The sequence below is a fragment of the Bacillus sp. FJAT-27001 genome (assembly GCF_019039175.1).
Classification (GTDB): Bacteria; Bacillota; Bacilli; order Bacillales; family Bacillaceae; genus Bacillus; species Bacillus velezensis.
Map to the genome: position 1 here is coordinate 431,593 of NZ_JAHOAA010000002.1, position 16,222 is coordinate 447,814.

19 protein-coding genes are annotated in these 16,222 nt (G+C 45.0%); 12 read left to right on the forward strand and 7 right to left on the reverse strand.

All coding sequences use genetic code 11. The annotated features are described in order from the left end of the window. The first annotated feature begins 6 nt into the window (after positions 1-6). From rpoD to BGM27_RS06890, 4 genes are all read left to right on the forward strand, one after another. Positions 7-1,128 (forward strand): RNA polymerase sigma factor RpoD, encoded by a 1,122-nt coding sequence (gene rpoD / locus BGM27_RS06875; RefSeq protein WP_003152998.1) that lies wholly within the window; start codon positions 7-9, stop codon positions 1,126-1,128. Between the two features lie 350 nt (positions 1,129-1,478). Further along, entirely contained in the window at positions 1,479-1,841 is a 363-nt protein-coding gene (cccA, locus tag BGM27_RS06880; protein WP_003152999.1) for a cytochrome c550, read from the forward strand. Between the two features lie 125 nt (positions 1,842-1,966). Beyond that, entirely contained in the window at positions 1,967-2,671 is a 705-nt protein-coding gene (locus BGM27_RS06885; protein WP_012118009.1) for a tRNA (adenine(22)-N(1))-methyltransferase, read from the forward strand. Continuing rightward, the gene (locus tag BGM27_RS06890; RefSeq protein ID WP_007408292.1) at positions 2,664-3,785 is read left to right on the forward strand and encodes a Nif3-like dinuclear metal center hexameric protein; all 1,122 of its coding nucleotides are present in this window, start codon (positions 2,664-2,666) and stop codon (positions 3,783-3,785) included. Before BGM27_RS06885 ends, BGM27_RS06890 begins: the two co-directional genes overlap by 8 nt. 20 nt (positions 3,786-3,805) lie before the next feature. Here the strand turns inward: BGM27_RS06890 and BGM27_RS06895 are convergent, their stop codons facing one another. Both BGM27_RS06895 and vrrA read right to left on the reverse strand, forming a co-directional pair. After that, the gene (locus BGM27_RS06895) at positions 3,806-4,750 is read right to left on the reverse strand and encodes a 4-hydroxy-3-methylbut-2-enyl diphosphate reductase (RefSeq protein ID WP_007408293.1); all 945 of its coding nucleotides are present in this window, start codon (positions 4,748-4,750) and stop codon (positions 3,806-3,808) included. Positions 4,751-4,872: 122 nt separating this feature from the next. Further along, the gene (gene vrrA, locus BGM27_RS06900) at positions 4,873-5,568 is read right to left on the reverse strand and encodes a VrrA/YqfQ family protein (RefSeq protein ID WP_007408294.1); all 696 of its coding nucleotides are present in this window, start codon (positions 5,566-5,568) and stop codon (positions 4,873-4,875) included. Between the two features lie 165 nt (positions 5,569-5,733). Between vrrA and BGM27_RS06905 the strand changes: the two genes are divergently transcribed. After that, on the forward strand, positions 5,734-7,050 hold the full coding sequence (locus BGM27_RS06905; protein WP_003153010.1) for a DEAD/DEAH box helicase: 1,317 nt from the start codon (positions 5,734-5,736) through the stop codon (positions 7,048-7,050). Positions 7,051-7,060: 10 nt separating this feature from the next. Further along, entirely contained in the window at positions 7,061-7,954 is an 894-nt protein-coding gene (locus tag BGM27_RS06910; RefSeq protein ID WP_007408295.1) for a deoxyribonuclease IV, read from the forward strand. 32 nt (positions 7,955-7,986) lie between these two features. Here BGM27_RS06910 and BGM27_RS06915 read toward each other — a convergent pair whose 3' ends face one another. Beyond that, positions 7,987-8,241, reverse strand: coding sequence for a DUF2624 domain-containing protein (locus BGM27_RS06915; protein ID WP_003153013.1), 255 nt, complete (start codon positions 8,239-8,241; stop codon positions 7,987-7,989). A gap of 118 nt (positions 8,242-8,359) precedes the next feature. On the opposite strand from BGM27_RS06915, the gene BGM27_RS06920 reads away from it, so the two are divergent. Together BGM27_RS06920 and zur are read left to right on the forward strand one after the other, a co-directional pair. Next, complete coding sequence (locus BGM27_RS06920; protein WP_007408296.1) at positions 8,360-9,241, forward strand: YitT family protein; 882 nt, start codon at positions 8,360-8,362, stop codon at positions 9,239-9,241. 123 nt (positions 9,242-9,364) lie between these two features. Further along, positions 9,365-9,775, forward strand: a complete 411-nt coding sequence (zur, locus tag BGM27_RS06925; RefSeq protein WP_003153018.1) for a zinc uptake transcriptional repressor Zur — start codon at positions 9,365-9,367, stop codon at positions 9,773-9,775. A 29-nt stretch (positions 9,776-9,804) separates the two neighbouring features. On the opposite strand, the gene BGM27_RS06930 is transcribed toward zur, so the two are convergent. Continuing rightward, positions 9,805-10,386 (reverse strand): nucleotidase, encoded by a 582-nt coding sequence (locus tag BGM27_RS06930; RefSeq protein WP_007408297.1) that lies wholly within the window; start codon positions 10,384-10,386, stop codon positions 9,805-9,807. Between the two features lie 133 nt (positions 10,387-10,519). Here BGM27_RS06930 and BGM27_RS06935 point away from each other — a divergent pair, with 133 nt between their 5' ends. Next, positions 10,520-10,897, forward strand: a complete 378-nt coding sequence (locus BGM27_RS06935) for a DUF308 domain-containing protein (protein ID WP_087920773.1) — start codon at positions 10,520-10,522, stop codon at positions 10,895-10,897. A gap of 32 nt (positions 10,898-10,929) precedes the next feature. On the opposite strand, the gene ispG is transcribed toward BGM27_RS06935, so the two are convergent. The 3 genes from ispG to BGM27_RS06950 form a co-directional block, all read right to left on the reverse strand. Beyond that, positions 10,930-12,048 carry a flavodoxin-dependent (E)-4-hydroxy-3-methylbut-2-enyl-diphosphate synthase gene (gene ispG, locus BGM27_RS06940; RefSeq protein WP_169510269.1) on the reverse strand — a complete coding sequence of 373 codons (1,119 nt, stop codon included), beginning with the start codon at positions 12,046-12,048 and terminating at the stop codon, positions 10,930-10,932. 132 nt (positions 12,049-12,180) lie between these two features. Beyond that, positions 12,181-12,483, reverse strand: coding sequence for a LysM peptidoglycan-binding domain-containing protein (locus BGM27_RS06945; RefSeq protein ID WP_007408299.1), 303 nt, complete (start codon positions 12,481-12,483; stop codon positions 12,181-12,183). A 91-nt stretch (positions 12,484-12,574) separates the two neighbouring features. Then, positions 12,575-13,339: a DUF1189 domain-containing protein gene (locus BGM27_RS06950; RefSeq protein ID WP_020954234.1), complete on the reverse strand. Its 765-nt coding sequence runs from the start codon at positions 13,337-13,339 to the stop codon at positions 12,575-12,577. Positions 13,340-13,497: 158 nt separating this feature from the next. Between BGM27_RS06950 and BGM27_RS06955 the strand changes: the two genes are divergently transcribed. The 3 genes from BGM27_RS06955 (at position 13,498) to BGM27_RS06965 (ending at position 16,160) form a co-directional block, all read left to right on the forward strand. Then, a complete protein-coding gene (locus BGM27_RS06955; RefSeq protein ID WP_007408301.1) occupies positions 13,498-13,980 on the forward strand; it encodes a DUF456 domain-containing protein in 483 nt (160 codons plus the stop codon). Between the two features lie 165 nt (positions 13,981-14,145). Further along, on the forward strand, positions 14,146-14,751 hold the full coding sequence (gene sodA, locus BGM27_RS06960) for a superoxide dismutase SodA (protein ID WP_003153025.1): 606 nt from the start codon (positions 14,146-14,148) through the stop codon (positions 14,749-14,751). Between the two features lie 119 nt (positions 14,752-14,870). After that, positions 14,871-16,160 carry an MFS transporter gene (locus BGM27_RS06965; RefSeq protein ID WP_007408302.1) on the forward strand — a complete coding sequence of 430 codons (1,290 nt, stop codon included), beginning with the start codon at positions 14,871-14,873 and terminating at the stop codon, positions 16,158-16,160. Positions 16,161-16,222: the final 62 nt, after the last annotated feature.

Below are 16,222 nucleotides of genomic sequence, written 5' to 3' on the forward strand. Positions count from 1 at the left end.
TCCATAATGGCTGATAAACAAACCCACGAAACAGAAACAGAACTTACATTAGACCAGGTAAAAGAGCAGCTTACTGAAACTGGAAAAAAACGTGGCGTTTTAACATATGAAGAAATTGCTGAACGCATGTCCAGCTTTGAAATTGAATCAGACCAAATGGATGAGTATTATGAATTTTTAGGAGAACAAGGTGTTGAATTAATTAGTGAAAATGAAGAAACGGAAGATCCTAATATTCAACAGCTTGCCAAAGCCGAAGAAGAATTTGACCTTAATGACCTCAGCGTACCGCCTGGCGTAAAGATCAATGATCCAGTCCGCATGTACCTTAAGGAAATCGGACGGGTAAATCTTCTTTCTGCTAAAGAAGAAATCACCTACGCTCAAAAAATTGAAGAGGGTGACGAGGAATCTAAACGCAGACTGGCTGAAGCAAACCTTCGTTTAGTTGTCAGCATTGCTAAACGGTATGTCGGCCGCGGCATGCTTTTCTTAGACTTGATCCAAGAAGGAAACATGGGTCTCATGAAAGCCGTCGAGAAGTTTGACTACCGTAAAGGATATAAATTCAGTACGTATGCGACTTGGTGGATCAGACAGGCGATTACACGCGCCATCGCTGACCAGGCGAGAACAATCCGTATCCCGGTTCACATGGTGGAAACCATCAACAAATTAATCCGGGTGCAGCGTCAGCTTCTTCAGGATCTTGGCAGAGAGCCGACACCGGAAGAGATTGCTGAAGACATGGATCTTACGCCTGAAAAAGTCCGTGAAATATTAAAAATTGCTCAAGAGCCTGTTTCTTTAGAAACGCCGATCGGTGAAGAGGACGACTCACATCTCGGTGATTTCATCGAAGACCAGGAAGCGACATCTCCGTCGGATCATGCGGCATATGAGCTTTTAAAAGAACAGCTGGAAGATGTGCTGGATACGTTGACAGATCGTGAAGAAAACGTGCTGCGTCTCCGTTTCGGTCTGGATGACGGACGCACAAGAACTTTGGAAGAAGTAGGCAAAGTGTTTGGAGTAACGAGAGAGCGTATTCGCCAAATTGAAGCAAAAGCGCTTCGCAAATTGAGACATCCGAGCAGAAGCAAACGTCTGAAGGATTTTCTCGAATAGAATGGAACGGGTCTTTTTGATCCGTTCTTTTTTATGTATAAGATATATGGATAATATACCTTTATTTTACTGGATAAGCATATGTTTTGCAAATGAGTTTGGAAAAAATGCGGCATGTCCTGAAAGGGGGAAAATGAGATAAGTTTATTTATATTCTTTATTGTAAGCGTATACAATTCATTATACAATAGAATAAAGATAATTTTGTGATAAACAAAACAGTTATTTTTGCTTTTTGTATAAATTGTGAAATCAATGAAATTGCTGAGTAAGACCATTTACTTTTTGTAAAAATAAGTTAGAATTAGAAGTGTTTACATAGGGGGAGAATGAAAAAGGGGGATGGAGATATGAAGTGGAATCCGCTGATTCCTTTTTTGCTCATTGCAGTGCTGGGAATAGGGCTGACTTTCTTTTTAGCTGTAAAAGGCAATGGAGATGCGCATCAGATCGCAAGCGGCGGTGAAAGCAAAAATGCCGAGAAGGAAACTGCAAACGCTTCACCTGAAGAGATTTATAAAGCGAACTGCATCACCTGTCACGGGGAAAACTATGAAGGTGTGTCAGGGCCGAACTTAAAAGGCGTCGGCAAAAGAAAAGATGTCGCTGAGATTAAAACAAAAATTGAAAAAGGCGGCAACGGGATGCCCGCGGGCCTTGTGCCGGCCGAAAAGCTGGATGACATGGCAAAATGGGTTTCTGACATTAAATAAAGCTTTACCGGTCCCTATATAAAAGACATATGAAAAACTCTATCCGCCGCTTGGATTCCGGGCGGTTTTTTTATATGATAGTAAAGGAAAAAGAACCTGAGAAAAGTTGTGATATTGTGAATGAAATGAAGTTATCTAAAAGATTGCAGTCTGTGGCGGAATATATCCCTCCGGGTGCCCTGGTTGCTGATATCGGGTCGGACCACGCGTATCTTCCTTGCTATGCCGTTTTGAATCATTTGGCAAGCCGGGCAATCGCCGGTGAAATTACAGACGGACCGTTTCTATCCGCCAAACAGCAGGTGGAAAAACTGGACTTAAGCACTCTTATCTCCGTAAGGAAAGGTGACGGGCTGAGCGTCCTTGAAAAAGGAGAAGCCGGCGCCATTACAATCGCTGGCATGGGCGGAGCGCTGATCGCTCATATTTTGGAGTCCGGAAAAACGAAATTGACGGGGCGTGAACGGCTGATTCTGCAGCCGAATATTCATGCCGTTCATATAAGAGAGTGGCTGTATCAGGAAGGCTATGAACTGATTGATGAAGTGATTCTCGAAGAAGACGGAAAGTGTTATGAAATCCTCGTTGCGGAAACTGGCGACCGTGATGCGCCGTATCGGGACGTGCCGATGGCTGCCGGAATGCTTGCGGGTCCGTTTTTATTAAAAGAGAGGAATGAAGTGTTTCTTCGGAAATGGAGCCAGGAACTTAAGCATACTGAACAAATTTATGAACAGATCAGCCGCAGCGCAAAGCATGAAAATCATGAAAAATTAGCTGAATTGAAAGAGCGGATTTCTCTGCTGAAGGAGGTAATCGGACATGCCTAAACATGTGAACGGACAGGAAATCATCCAGCTGTTTGAACAATTTTCACCGAAGGCTTTTGCGGTGGAAGGAGATAAAATCGGTCTGCAGATCGGTACATTGAATAAGCCGGTGAAAAATGTCATGGTGACACTGGATGTTCTGGAACAAACGGTAGATGAAGCCATAGAGAAAAAAGTTGACTTAATTATCGCCCACCATCCGCCGATCTTTCGGCCGCTTAAACAGATCACCACTGATCAGCCTGGCGGAAGACTGATTGAGAAATGTATAAAGCATGATATTGCCGTATATGCGGCTCATACGAATCTTGATGTGGCGGACGGCGGTGTGAATGATCTGCTTGCCGAAGCTCTCGGCCTGACAGACACAGAAGTGCTCGTCCCGACATATTCGGACCCGATGAAAAAGCTTGCCGTCTATGTTCCGAAAGACTATGAAGAAGCTGTAAGAACCGCACTTGGCAACGCCGGAGCGGGACATATCGGCAATTACAGCCATTGCGCGTTCTCCTCTGAGGGAATCGGCAGCTTTAAGCCGCTGGACGGGGCGGAACCGTTTATCGGACAGACGGGAGAACTGGAGCTCGTCCATGAAGTGAGACTTGAGACCGTTTTTCCGGCAAGTATGGAGAAAACCGTCGTAAAAGCGCTGAAAAAAAGCCATCCGTATGAAGAGGTGGCATATGATATTTATCCGGTGGAGCAGTCTCCGCTTGAAAAAGGACTCGGCCGCATCGGAAAACTTCAGCAAGACATGACGCTTGAAGAGTTTGCTCTGTTTGTGAAAGAAAAGTTTGACGTTAACGGAGTCCGGATGGTCGGAGAGCGAAACAGCAAGGTGAAAAAAGTCGCGGTTCTTGGCGGTGACGGAAATAAATATATTTATCAGGCAAAGCGGAAAGGTGCAGATGTTTACGTGACGGGCGATCTTTATTTCCATGTAGCGCATGATGCGATGATGATGGGATTAAACGTCGTGGACCCGGGGCATTATGCTGAAAAGATCATGAGAAAAGGCACGGCTGAGAAGCTTACGGCAATGGCAGGAGAGAAAAACTATGATGTGCGCATTTTCGCTTCCGAAACAGATACAAACCCATTTACCTTCTTATAAAAAAACTGAGGCCCCGGGCCTCAGTCTTTTATTTTTACTTTCGGAAGGATTTTTTTAAGCGGCACACTGTGTTCAAGCTGCCATGTCGATTCATCGTTGTGGTCAAACTGCTCTAAAAAGCGGATGACTTCCTTTGTAATCGGTGTCGGTGTTGATGCGCCTGCGGTAACGGCGACGGTATTGACGTCTTTCAGCCATTCGAGCTTCAGTTCACTGATGTCTCCGATTCGGTAGGCTTTTGTTCCGGCGATTTCTTCTGACACTTGCGCCAGTCTGTTGGAGTTATTGCTTTTCGGATCACCGACAACAATGGTTAAGTCCGCTTTTTTTGCCTGCTCTGATACAGCTTCTTGACGAACCTGTGTGGCCAGGCAGATTTCCTGATGGTATTCCACGTACGGGTACTTTTCTTTGACTGATTCCATAATATCGTGGACGTCCCACTGGGACATTGTCGTTTGGTTTGTAACGATTAATTTCTCAGCCTGAATATCGAGATTTCTCACGTCTTCCTCTGTTTCAACGAGATGAACGATTTCAGGAGCGACGCCGACAGCTCCTTCAGGCTCGGGGTGGCCTTTTTTACCGATGTATATGACGTGATAACCTTCAGCTTTTACTTTCCGGATTAAGTCATGTGTTTTCGTGACGTCCGGGCATGTGGCGTCAATCGTAACAAGCCCTTTTTCCTCAGCGGCTTTTCTTACTTCCGGAGATACCCCGTGAGCCGTGAAAATAACGGTTCCTTTTTCCACCTGCTTTAAAATCTCCAGACGGTTTGTGCCGTCAAGCGTGTAAATGCCGTCTTCCTCAAACGCATCTGTGACATGCTTATTATGAACAATCATTCCGAGTATATATATAGGTCTTGGCAGTGTTTTATCGAGTGACGCGTTTTTGGCTATGACCATGGCATCAACAACGCCGTAACAGTAGCCGCGCGGCGATATTTTGATAACGTCCAATGTAGATGTCCTCCTATCAAAAGTGAGTGTAGAGGCAATATAAAAAGCCGTAGTTAAACGGCTCAAATCTTGCATTCTTCTGATCTCATTATAGCTAATCTTTCGTGAGATATCAAAGAATGTTAAATATATAATTTCGGCTTTGATCTGCCCGATGTTCTTTTTGGACGCGGCTGTTCCGCTGAGTCTGCCTGTGCGGCGTCTTTTTCTTTTGAAGCGGATGCTTTTTCAGACGTCTTCTTTGATGTTTTGGATGAGGCGTCTGATTTGTTTTCATCTTCTGTTTCATCTGTTTTTTCAGCTTCATCCTTTTTGTCCTGTTCGTCTGTTTCTTTCGTCTCGTCAGATTCATTCTCGTCATCACTGCTGCTTAATTGGCTGTAAAGCTTCATCATGGCGGGCAGACTCCGTACTAAAGGACCGTACTGCTGGATCATCGGCGTAACCTGCTGCGCCACGCCGAGCACCTTCTGAACGTTGCCGAGCATGTTCGACAGGGATGCCGGACTTGCCAGGTTCTGTATTCCCTGCAGTCCTGCACCTGCTCCTCCGCTGGCCGCCGCCGGTGCCGACGCGGCAGCGCTTCCTCCTCCTGAACCGGGTAAAAAACGGGAAAGCATACCTTTTAAGCCCCCTCCGCCGCCCGTGCCTGCGTTTCTCAGGCCCGCTCCGGCAATCTGCTGCTGAGGGAAAAGCTGCCGGCCCTGCTGCATTAGCTGCCGTCCCGGCAATGACGGTCTTCCTCCCATCATCATACGCGGATTCATAAACGGCCGTCCCTGCTGCGCCATATTTCTCATCGGCTGCTGTGGAAACATACTTGTACCTCCTTTCTGTCTCTCTGCTATTACAATATGCATCGGAGGGGGCATTTGCTTTTCTGTCTCGAAAACAGGATTCCCCCAAGACATGGTGTTTTTAAGTAAAATCGGTTATAATGTGATGATGGACACAGAATGTGCCGCTTTAAGGAGCTGGGAAAAATGAAAGAAACTAAATTTGATGGATACAACTTAAAACCGTTTATTATAGATGCAGTTCACCGCCTTGGTTTTTATGAACCGACAGATATTCAAAAGCGTCTGATACCTGCCGTACTGAAAAACGAAAGCGTGATCGGGCAGTCCCAGACGGGGACGGGGAAAACCCACGCCTATTTATTGCCAATTTTGAATCGGATTGATCCGGGTTCTGATACGGTACAGGCTGTTATCACGGCGCCGACGAGAGAGCTTGCCAATCAGATTCATCAGGAAGCACTCAAAATCACACAGGGTGCGGAAGATGAGCCGATCCGGACAAAATGCTTCATCGGCGGGACGGACAAGCAAAAATCAATTGATAAGCTGAAAACACAGCCTCATCTCGTCGTCGGAACGCCGGGCCGGATCGCGGATCTGATTAAGGCGCAGGCATTGAACGTCTATAAAGCGCAGTCTCTCGTCATTGACGAAGCTGATCTGATGCTTGATATGGGCTTTTTAGAAGACGTTGATTATATCGGATCGCGTATGCCGGAAGAACTGCAGATGCTTGTGTTCTCAGCTACGATTCCGGAAAAGCTGAAGCCGTTTTTGAAAAAGTATATGGAAAATCCGAAGTACGCGCATGTTGAGCCGAAAAGAATCACAGCCGAAAAGATTGAACATGTGTTGGTTCCTTCTAAACAGCGTGATAAAGACAAACTGCTTTTTGATATGATGTCTCATCTGAATCCTTATCTGGGCATTGTGTTTGCAAATACGAAAAACACGGCTGACCATATTGCGAAATACCTGACTGAAAAGGGCATGAGGATCGGTCTTCTGCACGGGGGATTAACGCCGCGTGAGCGTAAGAAGGTAATGAAGCAGATTAATGATCTGGAATTCACTTATGTCATTGCGACAGACCTTGCGGCAAGAGGAATTGACATTAAAGGCGTAAGCCACGTCATCAACTATGAGCTTCCGGACGATCTGGATTTTTATGTTCACCGCGTCGGGAGAACCGCACGCGCGGGTTCATCAGGCCAAGCACTGACCATTTATGAGCTTTCTGACGAAGATGCGCTCGTAAGACTCGAAAAGATGGGTATTGTGTTTGACTATGCGGAGCTTGTAAACGGCGAATGGAAGAAAGGCGATGACCGCCACCGCCGCAAAAAACGCAAAAAATCGGAGAATGAGGCCGACCAAATGGCGAAGCGCCTCGTGAAAAAACCAAAAAAAGTGAAGCCGGGCTATAAAAAGAAAATGAGCTACGAAATGGAAAAGATAAAAAGAAAGCAGAGAAGAAACAAATCTAACAAAGGAAAGTAGGGGAATCGGGTTGCTGAAAATAGGTTCACACGTCTCAATGAGCGGAAAACATATGCTCCTTGCCGCAAGCAAGGAAGCTGTTTCGTACGGGGCGAATACATTTATGATCTATACAGGCGCTCCCCAAAACACGCGCCGCAAAAAAATTGAAGACTTGAATATCGAAGAGGGCCGCGCCCATATGAAGGAAAACGGCATCGATGAGATTGTCGTGCATGCGCCGTACATCATTAACATTGGAAATACGACAAATCCGGCAACATTTGAGCTGGGCGTTGATTTTCTGCGTTCTGAAATTGAAAGAACGGCAGCGATCGGCGCGAGACAGATCGTGCTTCATCCAGGGGCGCATGTCGGAGCCGGGGCTGAGACGGGCATCAAAAAAATCATTGAAGGTTTAAACGAAGTGATTGTTCCCGGGCAAAACGTGCAGATTGCGCTGGAGACAATGGCGGGCAAAGGATCAGAATGCGGGAGAAGCTTTGAAGAGCTGGCCGAGATCATTGCGGGGGTCACGCATAATGAACATCTATCCGTCTGCTTTGACACTTGCCACACCCATGACGCCGGGTATGATGTCGCTAATGATTTTGACGGTGTTCTTAACGAGTTTGATAAAATCGTCGGCATCGATCGGATAAAAGTCCTTCATGTTAACGACAGTAAAAATGTCAAAGGCGCCCGGAAAGACCGCCATGAAAATATCGGGTTCGGAGAGATCGGTTTTGACGCTCTGCAGTACATCGTTCATCACGAGCAGCTTGCCGATATCCCGAAAATCCTCGAAACACCGTATGTAGGCGAAGACAAGAAAAATAAGAAGCCGCCGTACCGTTTTGAAATCGAAATGCTGAAAGAAAAGCAGTTTGATAAGGAGCTTCTTGAAAAAATATCAGCTCAATAAGAAAGAAAGGAGGGGCGGGTGTCCCTCCTTTTTTACCCTGAGAATTGATTGAAAAGTTCGTCAACTTTCCGCGCCGTTTCTTTTGAAGTTATCGTTTCCACTTTTTTCAGCAGGCGCAGCCGCTCCTGTTCATCAAAAATATTGATGTTTTTTCCGTGCATCAGAGCCGCTACCTCAGCCGCTTGACTTCTTGTAATGCTGATCCCGTATTGCTTGGAATATTTCAGCAGATCGTCCGCAGTGACTTGATTGAGCCGCTGCAAAATAATTCTTTGTATTAAAATCATCGATACTTTCACCTCTTTAGACATAATGTATTGAGCAGATCATTAAAATGTTACAGCTTTTAATGGTAAAATAAAGTTGCTTACTGTTTAAAATAGTTATTATAGGAAAGGAGATTTTATGACCCCAAATAAACAGCATAAAAGAGAATCATTTTTACACTTTATCTTCAGGGTCATTATGATTCTGATCGGGGCGGGTTCAGCCGCCGTAAGTATTGAATTGTTTCTGGTCCCTAATAATTTTATCGACGGAGGCATTATCGGTGTTTCATTAATTTTAGACCACCTCTTTATGTCCAATCCCCTCCTCAATTTTGCCTTATTCGTTGTGTTACTCAACATTCCATTTATGATTTTCGGATATAAATATATCGGAAAAACATTTCTCATCTCTACTGTTATCGGAATCGTCGGTTTAGCGCTGATTGAATCCTCATTGCACCATGTGGAGGCCATTACGACCCAGCCTATTTTGGCGACGGTATTCGGGGGGCTTTTGCTCGGTTTCGGGGTAGGCCTTGTCATCCGAAACGGAGGCTCGATGGACGGTACTGAAATCCTCGGTATCCTTCTCACGAAAAAGCTGCCCTTTTCAGTCGGGGAATTCGTTATGCTCATCAATGTGTTTATTTTCATTTGGGCCGGTTTTGTGTTCGGTCCGGAGCAGGCAATGTATTCTTTCATGACTTATTATATTGCCATGAAAACGATTGACGCGGTCATCCAGGGGCTTGATGAAACAAAAGCGGTCATTATTGTTGCAGAGCAATATGCTGAGATCTCAGATGCAATATTGCACCGGCTTGGACGGGGAACCACTAAGCTTCAGGGAAAAGGCGGATATACGGATGAAACCAAAGAAGTCATTTACGCGGTCGTGACAAGGCTTGAAGTGACTAAATTGAAATCCATTGTGTTTGAAATTGATAAAAACGCCTTTATTACAATCATGAATACCCATGAAACGAGGGGCGGTAAGTTCAAAACCGCGATTCACTAGGCTTTCATTTACTTTTCATCATTTTATAGGTATAATTTGATACATCATAAGAAAATGGCCTGCTGTTCAGACAGCTGCCATTTTCTTTTTGGAGCGATACCGTGTTGTAAAGGGGAGGTCCTCATGAACGTACAAGAAGCGTTGAACCTGCTGAAAGAAAAAGGGTATAAATATACGAGTAAGCGAGAAGACATGCTGCAGCTTTTTGCTGATTCTGATAAATATCTGACCGCCAAAAACGTGCTTGCCGCATTAAATGACGACTATCCGGGTCTGAGCTTTGATACCATATACAGAAATCTTTCGTTATATGAAGAACTCGGCATTTTGGAAACGACGGAGCTTTCCGGAGAAAAACTGTTCCGTTTTACATGCTCTTATACCCATCATCATCACCATTTTATCTGTTTAACCTGCGGGAAAACGAAGGAAATTGAGTCCTGTCCGATGGATAAGCTGCACGATGATTTGGAAGGGTATGAAATCAGCGGCCATAAGTTTGAAATTTACGGCACCTGTCCGGCGTGCCGATAAAAAACCTCCTGCTTATACAGGAGGTTTTTTCAGCTTTTGACATGCTGAAAGCTATGTTTGTTTTTATTAATCCAGGCGACGGCTTCAAGCCAATTCTGCACCCTGATAATATTGGAATCGATGGGGAGCTGATTATATGGGGAGTTAAAAAGGATAACCGGAATGCCTGCTTCTTTTGCGATCATTGTCGCATTGCCGTGGTGATCTTCGAAAAATAAATCAATGCCGTGTTTTTTGACGGCTTCCACTTTGTGATGGCCTCCGACAAGCTCAATGTGATCGTAATGAATGTCCCGGTTTGCAAACCAGTCCAGCGTAACATCTTCTAAGTGGCCGCGTCTTGCCGTAATGTAGATCAGACGGTGCTCTTCTTTCAGTCCGTCCAGTGCCTGCTTGGCAAATTCCGCGAGCTTCGCTTCTTTATATATGGCTGCTTCATGAACGTTCATCCATTCCCAAAATTCCTCGTCTGTAATGTTCAAAAGCTTCGTCAGATCATAATCAGTCATATCATCCAAGGTAATGGAAAGATGAAATGAGCGGTTTAAATAAGGGACAAATGTATCCTGTGCCGTAACTGTGCCGTCAATATCTATACCTAACCGTAACATGTCCACACTCCTATAAATTCATCCCTTCAAGTGTAACATAAACAATTAACAATACCAGAAAAGTTTAGCAAACATGAATTCGTAAAAAACGCGGAAACTAAAAAAGCTCCTTTCATAAAAGAAAAAGGGGGAATTGAAGGTGGCATACGATTACGAAAATCGAAAAGGCAACGACTACTACGTGGATCATGGATCGGAAGGAACCGATATCACGCGTGATGTTTATTCAGAAGAAACAGCGGCCGAAATTTCAGAGCCATATCGTGCTTCTGACCGGGCAGCAGACCGTGATGATAATCGGGACGGAGTAAGTGAAGGCCGGGGGATAGGGTATGCAGCATTGGCTATTTCTATCATTTCCCTGTTTGTGCTCCCTGTTTTATTAGGGGCATGCGGCATTATCGTCGGCTATATCGCCAGAAGAAGAGGAGCAGGCGCTTTAGGCGGATGGGCGATGGGAATCGGTATTGTTTCCCTTGTGCTCGGCATCTTCATTACACCGTTTTTTTAACACAACGCAAAAAAAGCTTGGCGGAATATCCGTCAAGCTTTTTGTGTTTCTTGTTCTGCTTTTGCTTTTTCCGCTTCAAGCTTTGCGTAGTGTTCTTCTGCCAGCTTGTCGATTTCTTTTTTCAGCTCTTCGACCATGGTTTCTTCAGGGACTTTGCGGACGATTTGGCCTTTGCGGAAAAGAAGTCCTTCGCCGCGCGCGCCGGCAATCCCGATATCAGCTTCTCTTGCTTCGCCCGGTCCGTTAACGGCACATCCGAGAACGGCTACTTTAATCGGCGCTTTGACTTTAGAAATGTATTCTTCCACTTCATTTGCGATGCTGATGAGATCAATTTCGATCCGTCCGCATGTCGGGCATGAAATAAGCGTAGCCGCGTTTGAAGCAAGACCGAATGATTTCAGCAGTTCTCTGGCTACTTTTACTTCTTCAACCGGGTCGGCGCTCAGAGAGATCCGGAGCGTGTTTCCGATTCCTTTGCTTAAAATCGCTCCGAGTCCGGCCGCGCTTTTTACCGTTCCGGCAAACAGCGTGCCCGATTCTGTAATTCCGAGGTGGAGCGGATAATCAAATGCTTTTGATGCTTTTTCGTATGCTTCTATGGCTAGATTGACGTCAGACGCTTTCATGCTGACGATGATGTCGTGAAAGTCAAGGTCTTCCAGGATTTTGATATGATGAAGCGCACTCTCAACCATTCCGTCAGCAGTCGGATAGCCGTATTTTTCTAAAATGCGTTTTTCCAAAGAACCCGCGTTTACGCCGATCCGGATCGGAATTCCTTTTTCTTTCGCTGCTTTTACGACGGCTTCCACTTTTTCGCGGCGGCCGATGTTTCCCGGGTTGATTCTGATTTTGTCGGCCCCGCCCTCAATTGCTTTTAATGCAAGCTTGTAGTCAAAATGAATATCGACAACGAGAGGGATGGAAATTTGTTTTTTGATGTCGGCAATCGCGTTAGCGGCGCGTTCGTCCGGACATGCCACCCGGACAATTTGGCAGCCGGCTTCGGCTAAACGGTTGATTTCCGCAACTGTTGCTTCTACGTCGTGTGTTTTGGTCGTCGTCATACTCTGAATGACGACTTCGTTATTTCCGCCTATTGTTAAAGGTCCCACTTTGACGGGACGCGTTTTTGTACGATGTGTGATTTCACTCACTTGTCAATCGCTCCTTAATTGTAGTTACCGCTTTTGCAGGCTGAGCCTTTTACATGTCAGGCAACTTCTATTTACATGTTATATTGTAACAGTGTATTTGCCGAACTGACAAGAAATTAACGTTTAATTGCGGTAGACGGGGAATTTATAAGCGGTGCCTGCCTGAATGGCATTTGCTTTTACATTCGGATTCAGCGCTTCAAAATCTTGTGCAATATCATCTGGCGCTTTATGTGCGCCGACTATCGACATCACCGTATCGCCTTTTTTGACCGTAACCGTTCTGTATGAAGATTCCTGTCGGGCTGGCTGTGCCGCCGCTGCGTATGCTGGAAGGTCTTGAGAAGGGATCGTGCCGATTTTAAGATCGTAAAAGATAATGAATATCACAAATAAACTGCCGAATACAAAAGTAAGCCGCTTCATTCCAACCGCCTCCCGCATACATTTTTACTTCATTGTATGCTTGTCCCATTTTGTTCATGACAAAAAAGAAGACCGCCGGGGGCAGTCTTTGTTACACAGCTGTTTTACTTCGCGGTATCTCTTTTAAGACGAGGAAAAGGATGATAAAGTTTACAAACCAATTCACTAAAAATTCACTCGGCACCGTAATAACAAGCGCGCGCATGATCGTAAAGAATATGGTCGAAAGTGTAATGGAATAAGCCGAAAGCTTCCAGAGCTGCTGGTAATTCAATGTCTTTCTTTGCGCATTTTTCAATATCAGGCCGATGACGGCGAGAAATGATACTTCAATGAATTTTCCGGCCGCTGTCATGATGAACAGCAAAATGGACAGGACAGTGACGATCATTGTTTTATTTTGGTTTAATGCTGATATGATTTCTTTTTTTGTGATATCAGCTGGCATCAGCGAATAATTCATTTCTGTCGCCTGTCCGTCTACAGCAAGCACCATTTTATTTTTCAAAATGCCGATCGCATTTTGTTTCGCCGCTATTTGTTTCGCGCCGTAAGCATCTGTCGGATCAAACACGATGACGAACCCGTTCGCTTCCGTTTCCTTAGAGGCGGATGCTTTCGTCTGCAATTCTCCGTTTGAAATGCTGAAATCAGGGAAATCTTTCTTTAACACGGTTTTGAAACCGTTCATTGAGTTTACGGTGCCTGAGGAAAGGTAATAAGCGCTTGGCAGCGTAAAAAGGACAGACAGCAAAAATACATAAAGGATCGCTTTTCCTATCCCCTGAAAACGTGTTTTTGCAATATCCGCCGGAGAGTATGTACTTTTCAATAAAGCCGTAAATATGTTCAACATCTTCACTTCCTAGCCTAAACTGGTATATGTTGCTTATTGTATCGTTCACAGGGGATGAACACAAGTGAGAGTATTTAAAGCGGTGATAAGGAATCATACATAATAAGATAAAGCGGGAAGCGGTGATCGCCCGCAAAACAAAGGAGGGTGTTTTTTTCATGAGTGTTTTGTATTGGCTGATGATCATTGCGGTCTTCGTCATTGCTTTTATCGGGCTTGTATATCCGGTGATTCCAAGCGTTATTTTTATTGTGGCCGGTTTTCTTCTCTACGGATTTTTGTTTTCCTTCAGTCCTTATTCTTACCTGTTTTGGCTCATTGAGGCGGTATTTGCGGCCGTTTTATTCGCAGCTGACTATGTGTCAAATTTACTTGGCGTTAAAAGGTACGGAGGAAGCAGGGCGGCAATCTGGGGAAGCACGATCGGATTATTGATCGGACCCTTCGTTATTCCCGTGGCAGGCATTATATTAGGCCCGTTTATCGGTGCTCTCTGCGCTGAGGTGTTTGTTCATCAAAAGGATATCAAGTCCGCGGCAAAAGTGGGGCTCGGCTCGTTAATCGGCTTTTTAACAAGCGTGGCGGCAAAAGGCGTCATTCAGCTCTTTATGATCGGGTATTTCTTATGGACGGTGCTTTAGAAAGGTTTAATTTCGGCCGTGAACGGATAAAGTGTAATATGTCTGCTGGAATCGCCGGATTGTGAGCTTTTTCATTGATTACCACGCTTTCTTTTGTTACATTGAGATTAGAAAAGTTCGCGTTAAGCGGCATTTCAGTACATATATTTAAAGGAGGAAAAAATTATGGCTTACAAACTTCCAGAATTGCCTTACGCTTATGATGCTTTAGAACCTCATATCGATAAGGAAACGATGACGATTCACCATACGAAGCACCATAACACATACGTGACAAACCTCAACAAAGCGATCGAAGGATCTGCGCTTGCAGAGAAATCTGTAGATGAGCTTGTTGCTGATTTGAACGCAGTGCCGGAGGACATCCGCACGGCAGTCCGCAACAATGGCGGCGGACATGCAAACCACTCTTTATTCTGGACTCTTTTATCTCCGAACGGCGGAGGCGAACCGACTGGTGAGCTTGCTGAAGAGATCAAAAGCACGTTCGGAAGCTTCGATCAATTTAAAGAAAAATTCGCCGCAGCAGCTGCAGGCCGTTTCGGTTCAGGCTGGGCTTGGCTCGTTGTAAACAACGGCAAACTTGAAATTACAAGCACGCCAAACCAAGATTCACCGCTTTCAGAAGGTAAAACACCTGTTCTCGGTCTTGATGTTTGGGAGCACGCGTACTACCTGAACTACCAAAACCGCCGTCCTGATTACATTTCAGCTTTCTGGAATGTTGTGAACTGGGATGAAGTTGCCCGTCTTTACAGCGAAGCAAAATAATTGAGTTGAATGATCACAAGGTCTCCCGCGGGAGGCCTTGTTTTTTTATTGACTTTGATTCCTTTTACATATCTCAGTTTGAGTGAGACAAACTAATGTGTAGTAAAGGGGAGTCAATGATGAGCAAAATAAAAAAAATTATCGGCGACATCGAAATAAATAAAGGGCTGCTGCTGTTATTGACGATTGGCGGCCTTTACTCATTGGGCATCGCGCTGTCAAATACATTTGTCAACGTGTATTTGTGGAAGCAGTCGGGAAAATTTATTGATTTGGCCATATACAATTTGTCGGTCGTAACGATGCAGCCGGTTACCTTTCTGCTGGCGGGCCGGCTGGCTAAAAAAATTGACAGGGTGTTTATTCTAAGGTTCGGCGTTATCTTTTTGGCCGCTTTTTATTTAAGTGTGCTGCTTGCCGGAGAAACTGCGGCTTCCCGTCTCGTTTTGATAGGGGCCGTGCTCGGAGTTGGATACGGCTTTTACTGGCTGGCTTTTAATGTGCTGACTTTCGAAATCACGGAACCGGAAACGAGAGATTTTTTTAACGGGTTTTTAGGCATTTTGTCTTCATCGGCGGGCATGATCGGTCCGATTGTGGCCGGATATGTCATTTCAAGACTTGAAAACAATACGGGTTATACAATCATTTTCAGCCTGTCGCTCGGCTTATTTGCCCTTGCCGTGGTCATGAGCTTTTTTCTGAAGCGGAGGGAGTCGAAAGGCCGGTTTATGCTGAAAAAAGTTTTTGATGAGCGCCACACGAATCTGAATTGGCGCCGGATTACCAACGCGCACTTTTTTCAAGGCTTGAGAGAAGGGATTTTTGTTTTTTTAATCAGTGTATTTGTATTCATTGCGACAAACAGTGAGCTGGCGCTCGGAACATTCGGTCTCGTCAATTCCGCGGTTTCTTTTTTTGCCTATTATTTTGCATCAAGGCTCATCAAAAAAAGAGCGCGGAAAAAGGCGATTCTTATCGGCGGATTGATCTTGTACGGCGCCCTGTTTCTCATCATTTTTAAAATGAGCTTCACGACGCTCCTTTTGTACGGAGTGTTTATTGCGATCGGCTATCCAGTTCTTCTCGTGCCGTATGTCTCGCTTACATACGATGTGATAGGCCGGGCGCGGCTTGCCAGAAAAGCCAGAATTGAATACATTGTGCTCAGGGAGTTATTTTTAAATGCGGGCCGGATCGTTTCCATCCTTTGTTTCCTTGTCATCGTTACATTGTTCAAGGAAAAAGTGGGAATACCGGCGGCGCTCGTGCTGCTCGGAGCCGGGCATCCGCTGATTTATTACTTTATAAAAGACATCAAACTGGACACGGAAACTTCTGATGAAACAGTGGAGGAAGACCGACAAAAACGGGCGGCGGAACCGAATTTTATAAAAGGAGAAAGATAAAAGGGTTATCTGTAGAAAAATATCGAAAAAACCTTTAGAATGAAAAATGGCACCTGAACAGA

What these genes read in the sequence shown, in the direction of transcription:
- rpoD (WP_003152998.1), top strand. Translation starts at nt 7, where the DNA reads ATGGCTGATAAACAAACCCACGAAACAGAAACAGAACTTACATTAGAC.
- cccA (WP_003152999.1), top strand. Translation starts at nt 1,479, where the DNA reads ATGAAGTGGAATCCGCTGATTCCTTTTTTGCTCATTGCAGTGCTGGGA.
- BGM27_RS06885 (WP_012118009.1), top strand. Translation starts at nt 1,967, where the DNA reads ATGAAGTTATCTAAAAGATTGCAGTCTGTGGCGGAATATATCCCTCCG.
- BGM27_RS06890 (WP_007408292.1), top strand. Translation starts at nt 2,664, where the DNA reads ATGCCTAAACATGTGAACGGACAGGAAATCATCCAGCTGTTTGAACAA.
- vrrA (WP_007408294.1), bottom strand. Translation starts at nt 5,568, where the DNA reads ATGTTTCCACAGCAGCCGATGAGAAATATGGCGCAGCAGGGACGGCCG.
- BGM27_RS06905 (WP_003153010.1), top strand. Translation starts at nt 5,734, where the DNA reads ATGAAAGAAACTAAATTTGATGGATACAACTTAAAACCGTTTATTATA.
- BGM27_RS06915 (WP_003153013.1), bottom strand. Translation starts at nt 8,241, where the DNA reads ATGATTTTAATACAAAGAATTATTTTGCAGCGGCTCAATCAAGTCACT.
- BGM27_RS06920 (WP_007408296.1), top strand. Translation starts at nt 8,360, where the DNA reads ATGACCCCAAATAAACAGCATAAAAGAGAATCATTTTTACACTTTATC.
- zur (WP_003153018.1), top strand. Translation starts at nt 9,365, where the DNA reads ATGAACGTACAAGAAGCGTTGAACCTGCTGAAAGAAAAAGGGTATAAA.
- BGM27_RS06930 (WP_007408297.1), bottom strand. Translation starts at nt 10,386, where the DNA reads ATGTTACGGTTAGGTATAGATATTGACGGCACAGTTACGGCACAGGAT.
- BGM27_RS06945 (WP_007408299.1), bottom strand. Translation starts at nt 12,483, where the DNA reads ATGAAGCGGCTTACTTTTGTATTCGGCAGTTTATTTGTGATATTCATT.
- BGM27_RS06950 (WP_020954234.1), bottom strand. Translation starts at nt 13,339, where the DNA reads ATGTTGAACATATTTACGGCTTTATTGAAAAGTACATACTCTCCGGCG.
- BGM27_RS06955 (WP_007408301.1), top strand. Translation starts at nt 13,498, where the DNA reads ATGAGTGTTTTGTATTGGCTGATGATCATTGCGGTCTTCGTCATTGCT.
- sodA (WP_003153025.1), top strand. Translation starts at nt 14,146, where the DNA reads ATGGCTTACAAACTTCCAGAATTGCCTTACGCTTATGATGCTTTAGAA.
- BGM27_RS06965 (WP_007408302.1), top strand. Translation starts at nt 14,871, where the DNA reads ATGAGCAAAATAAAAAAAATTATCGGCGACATCGAAATAAATAAAGGG.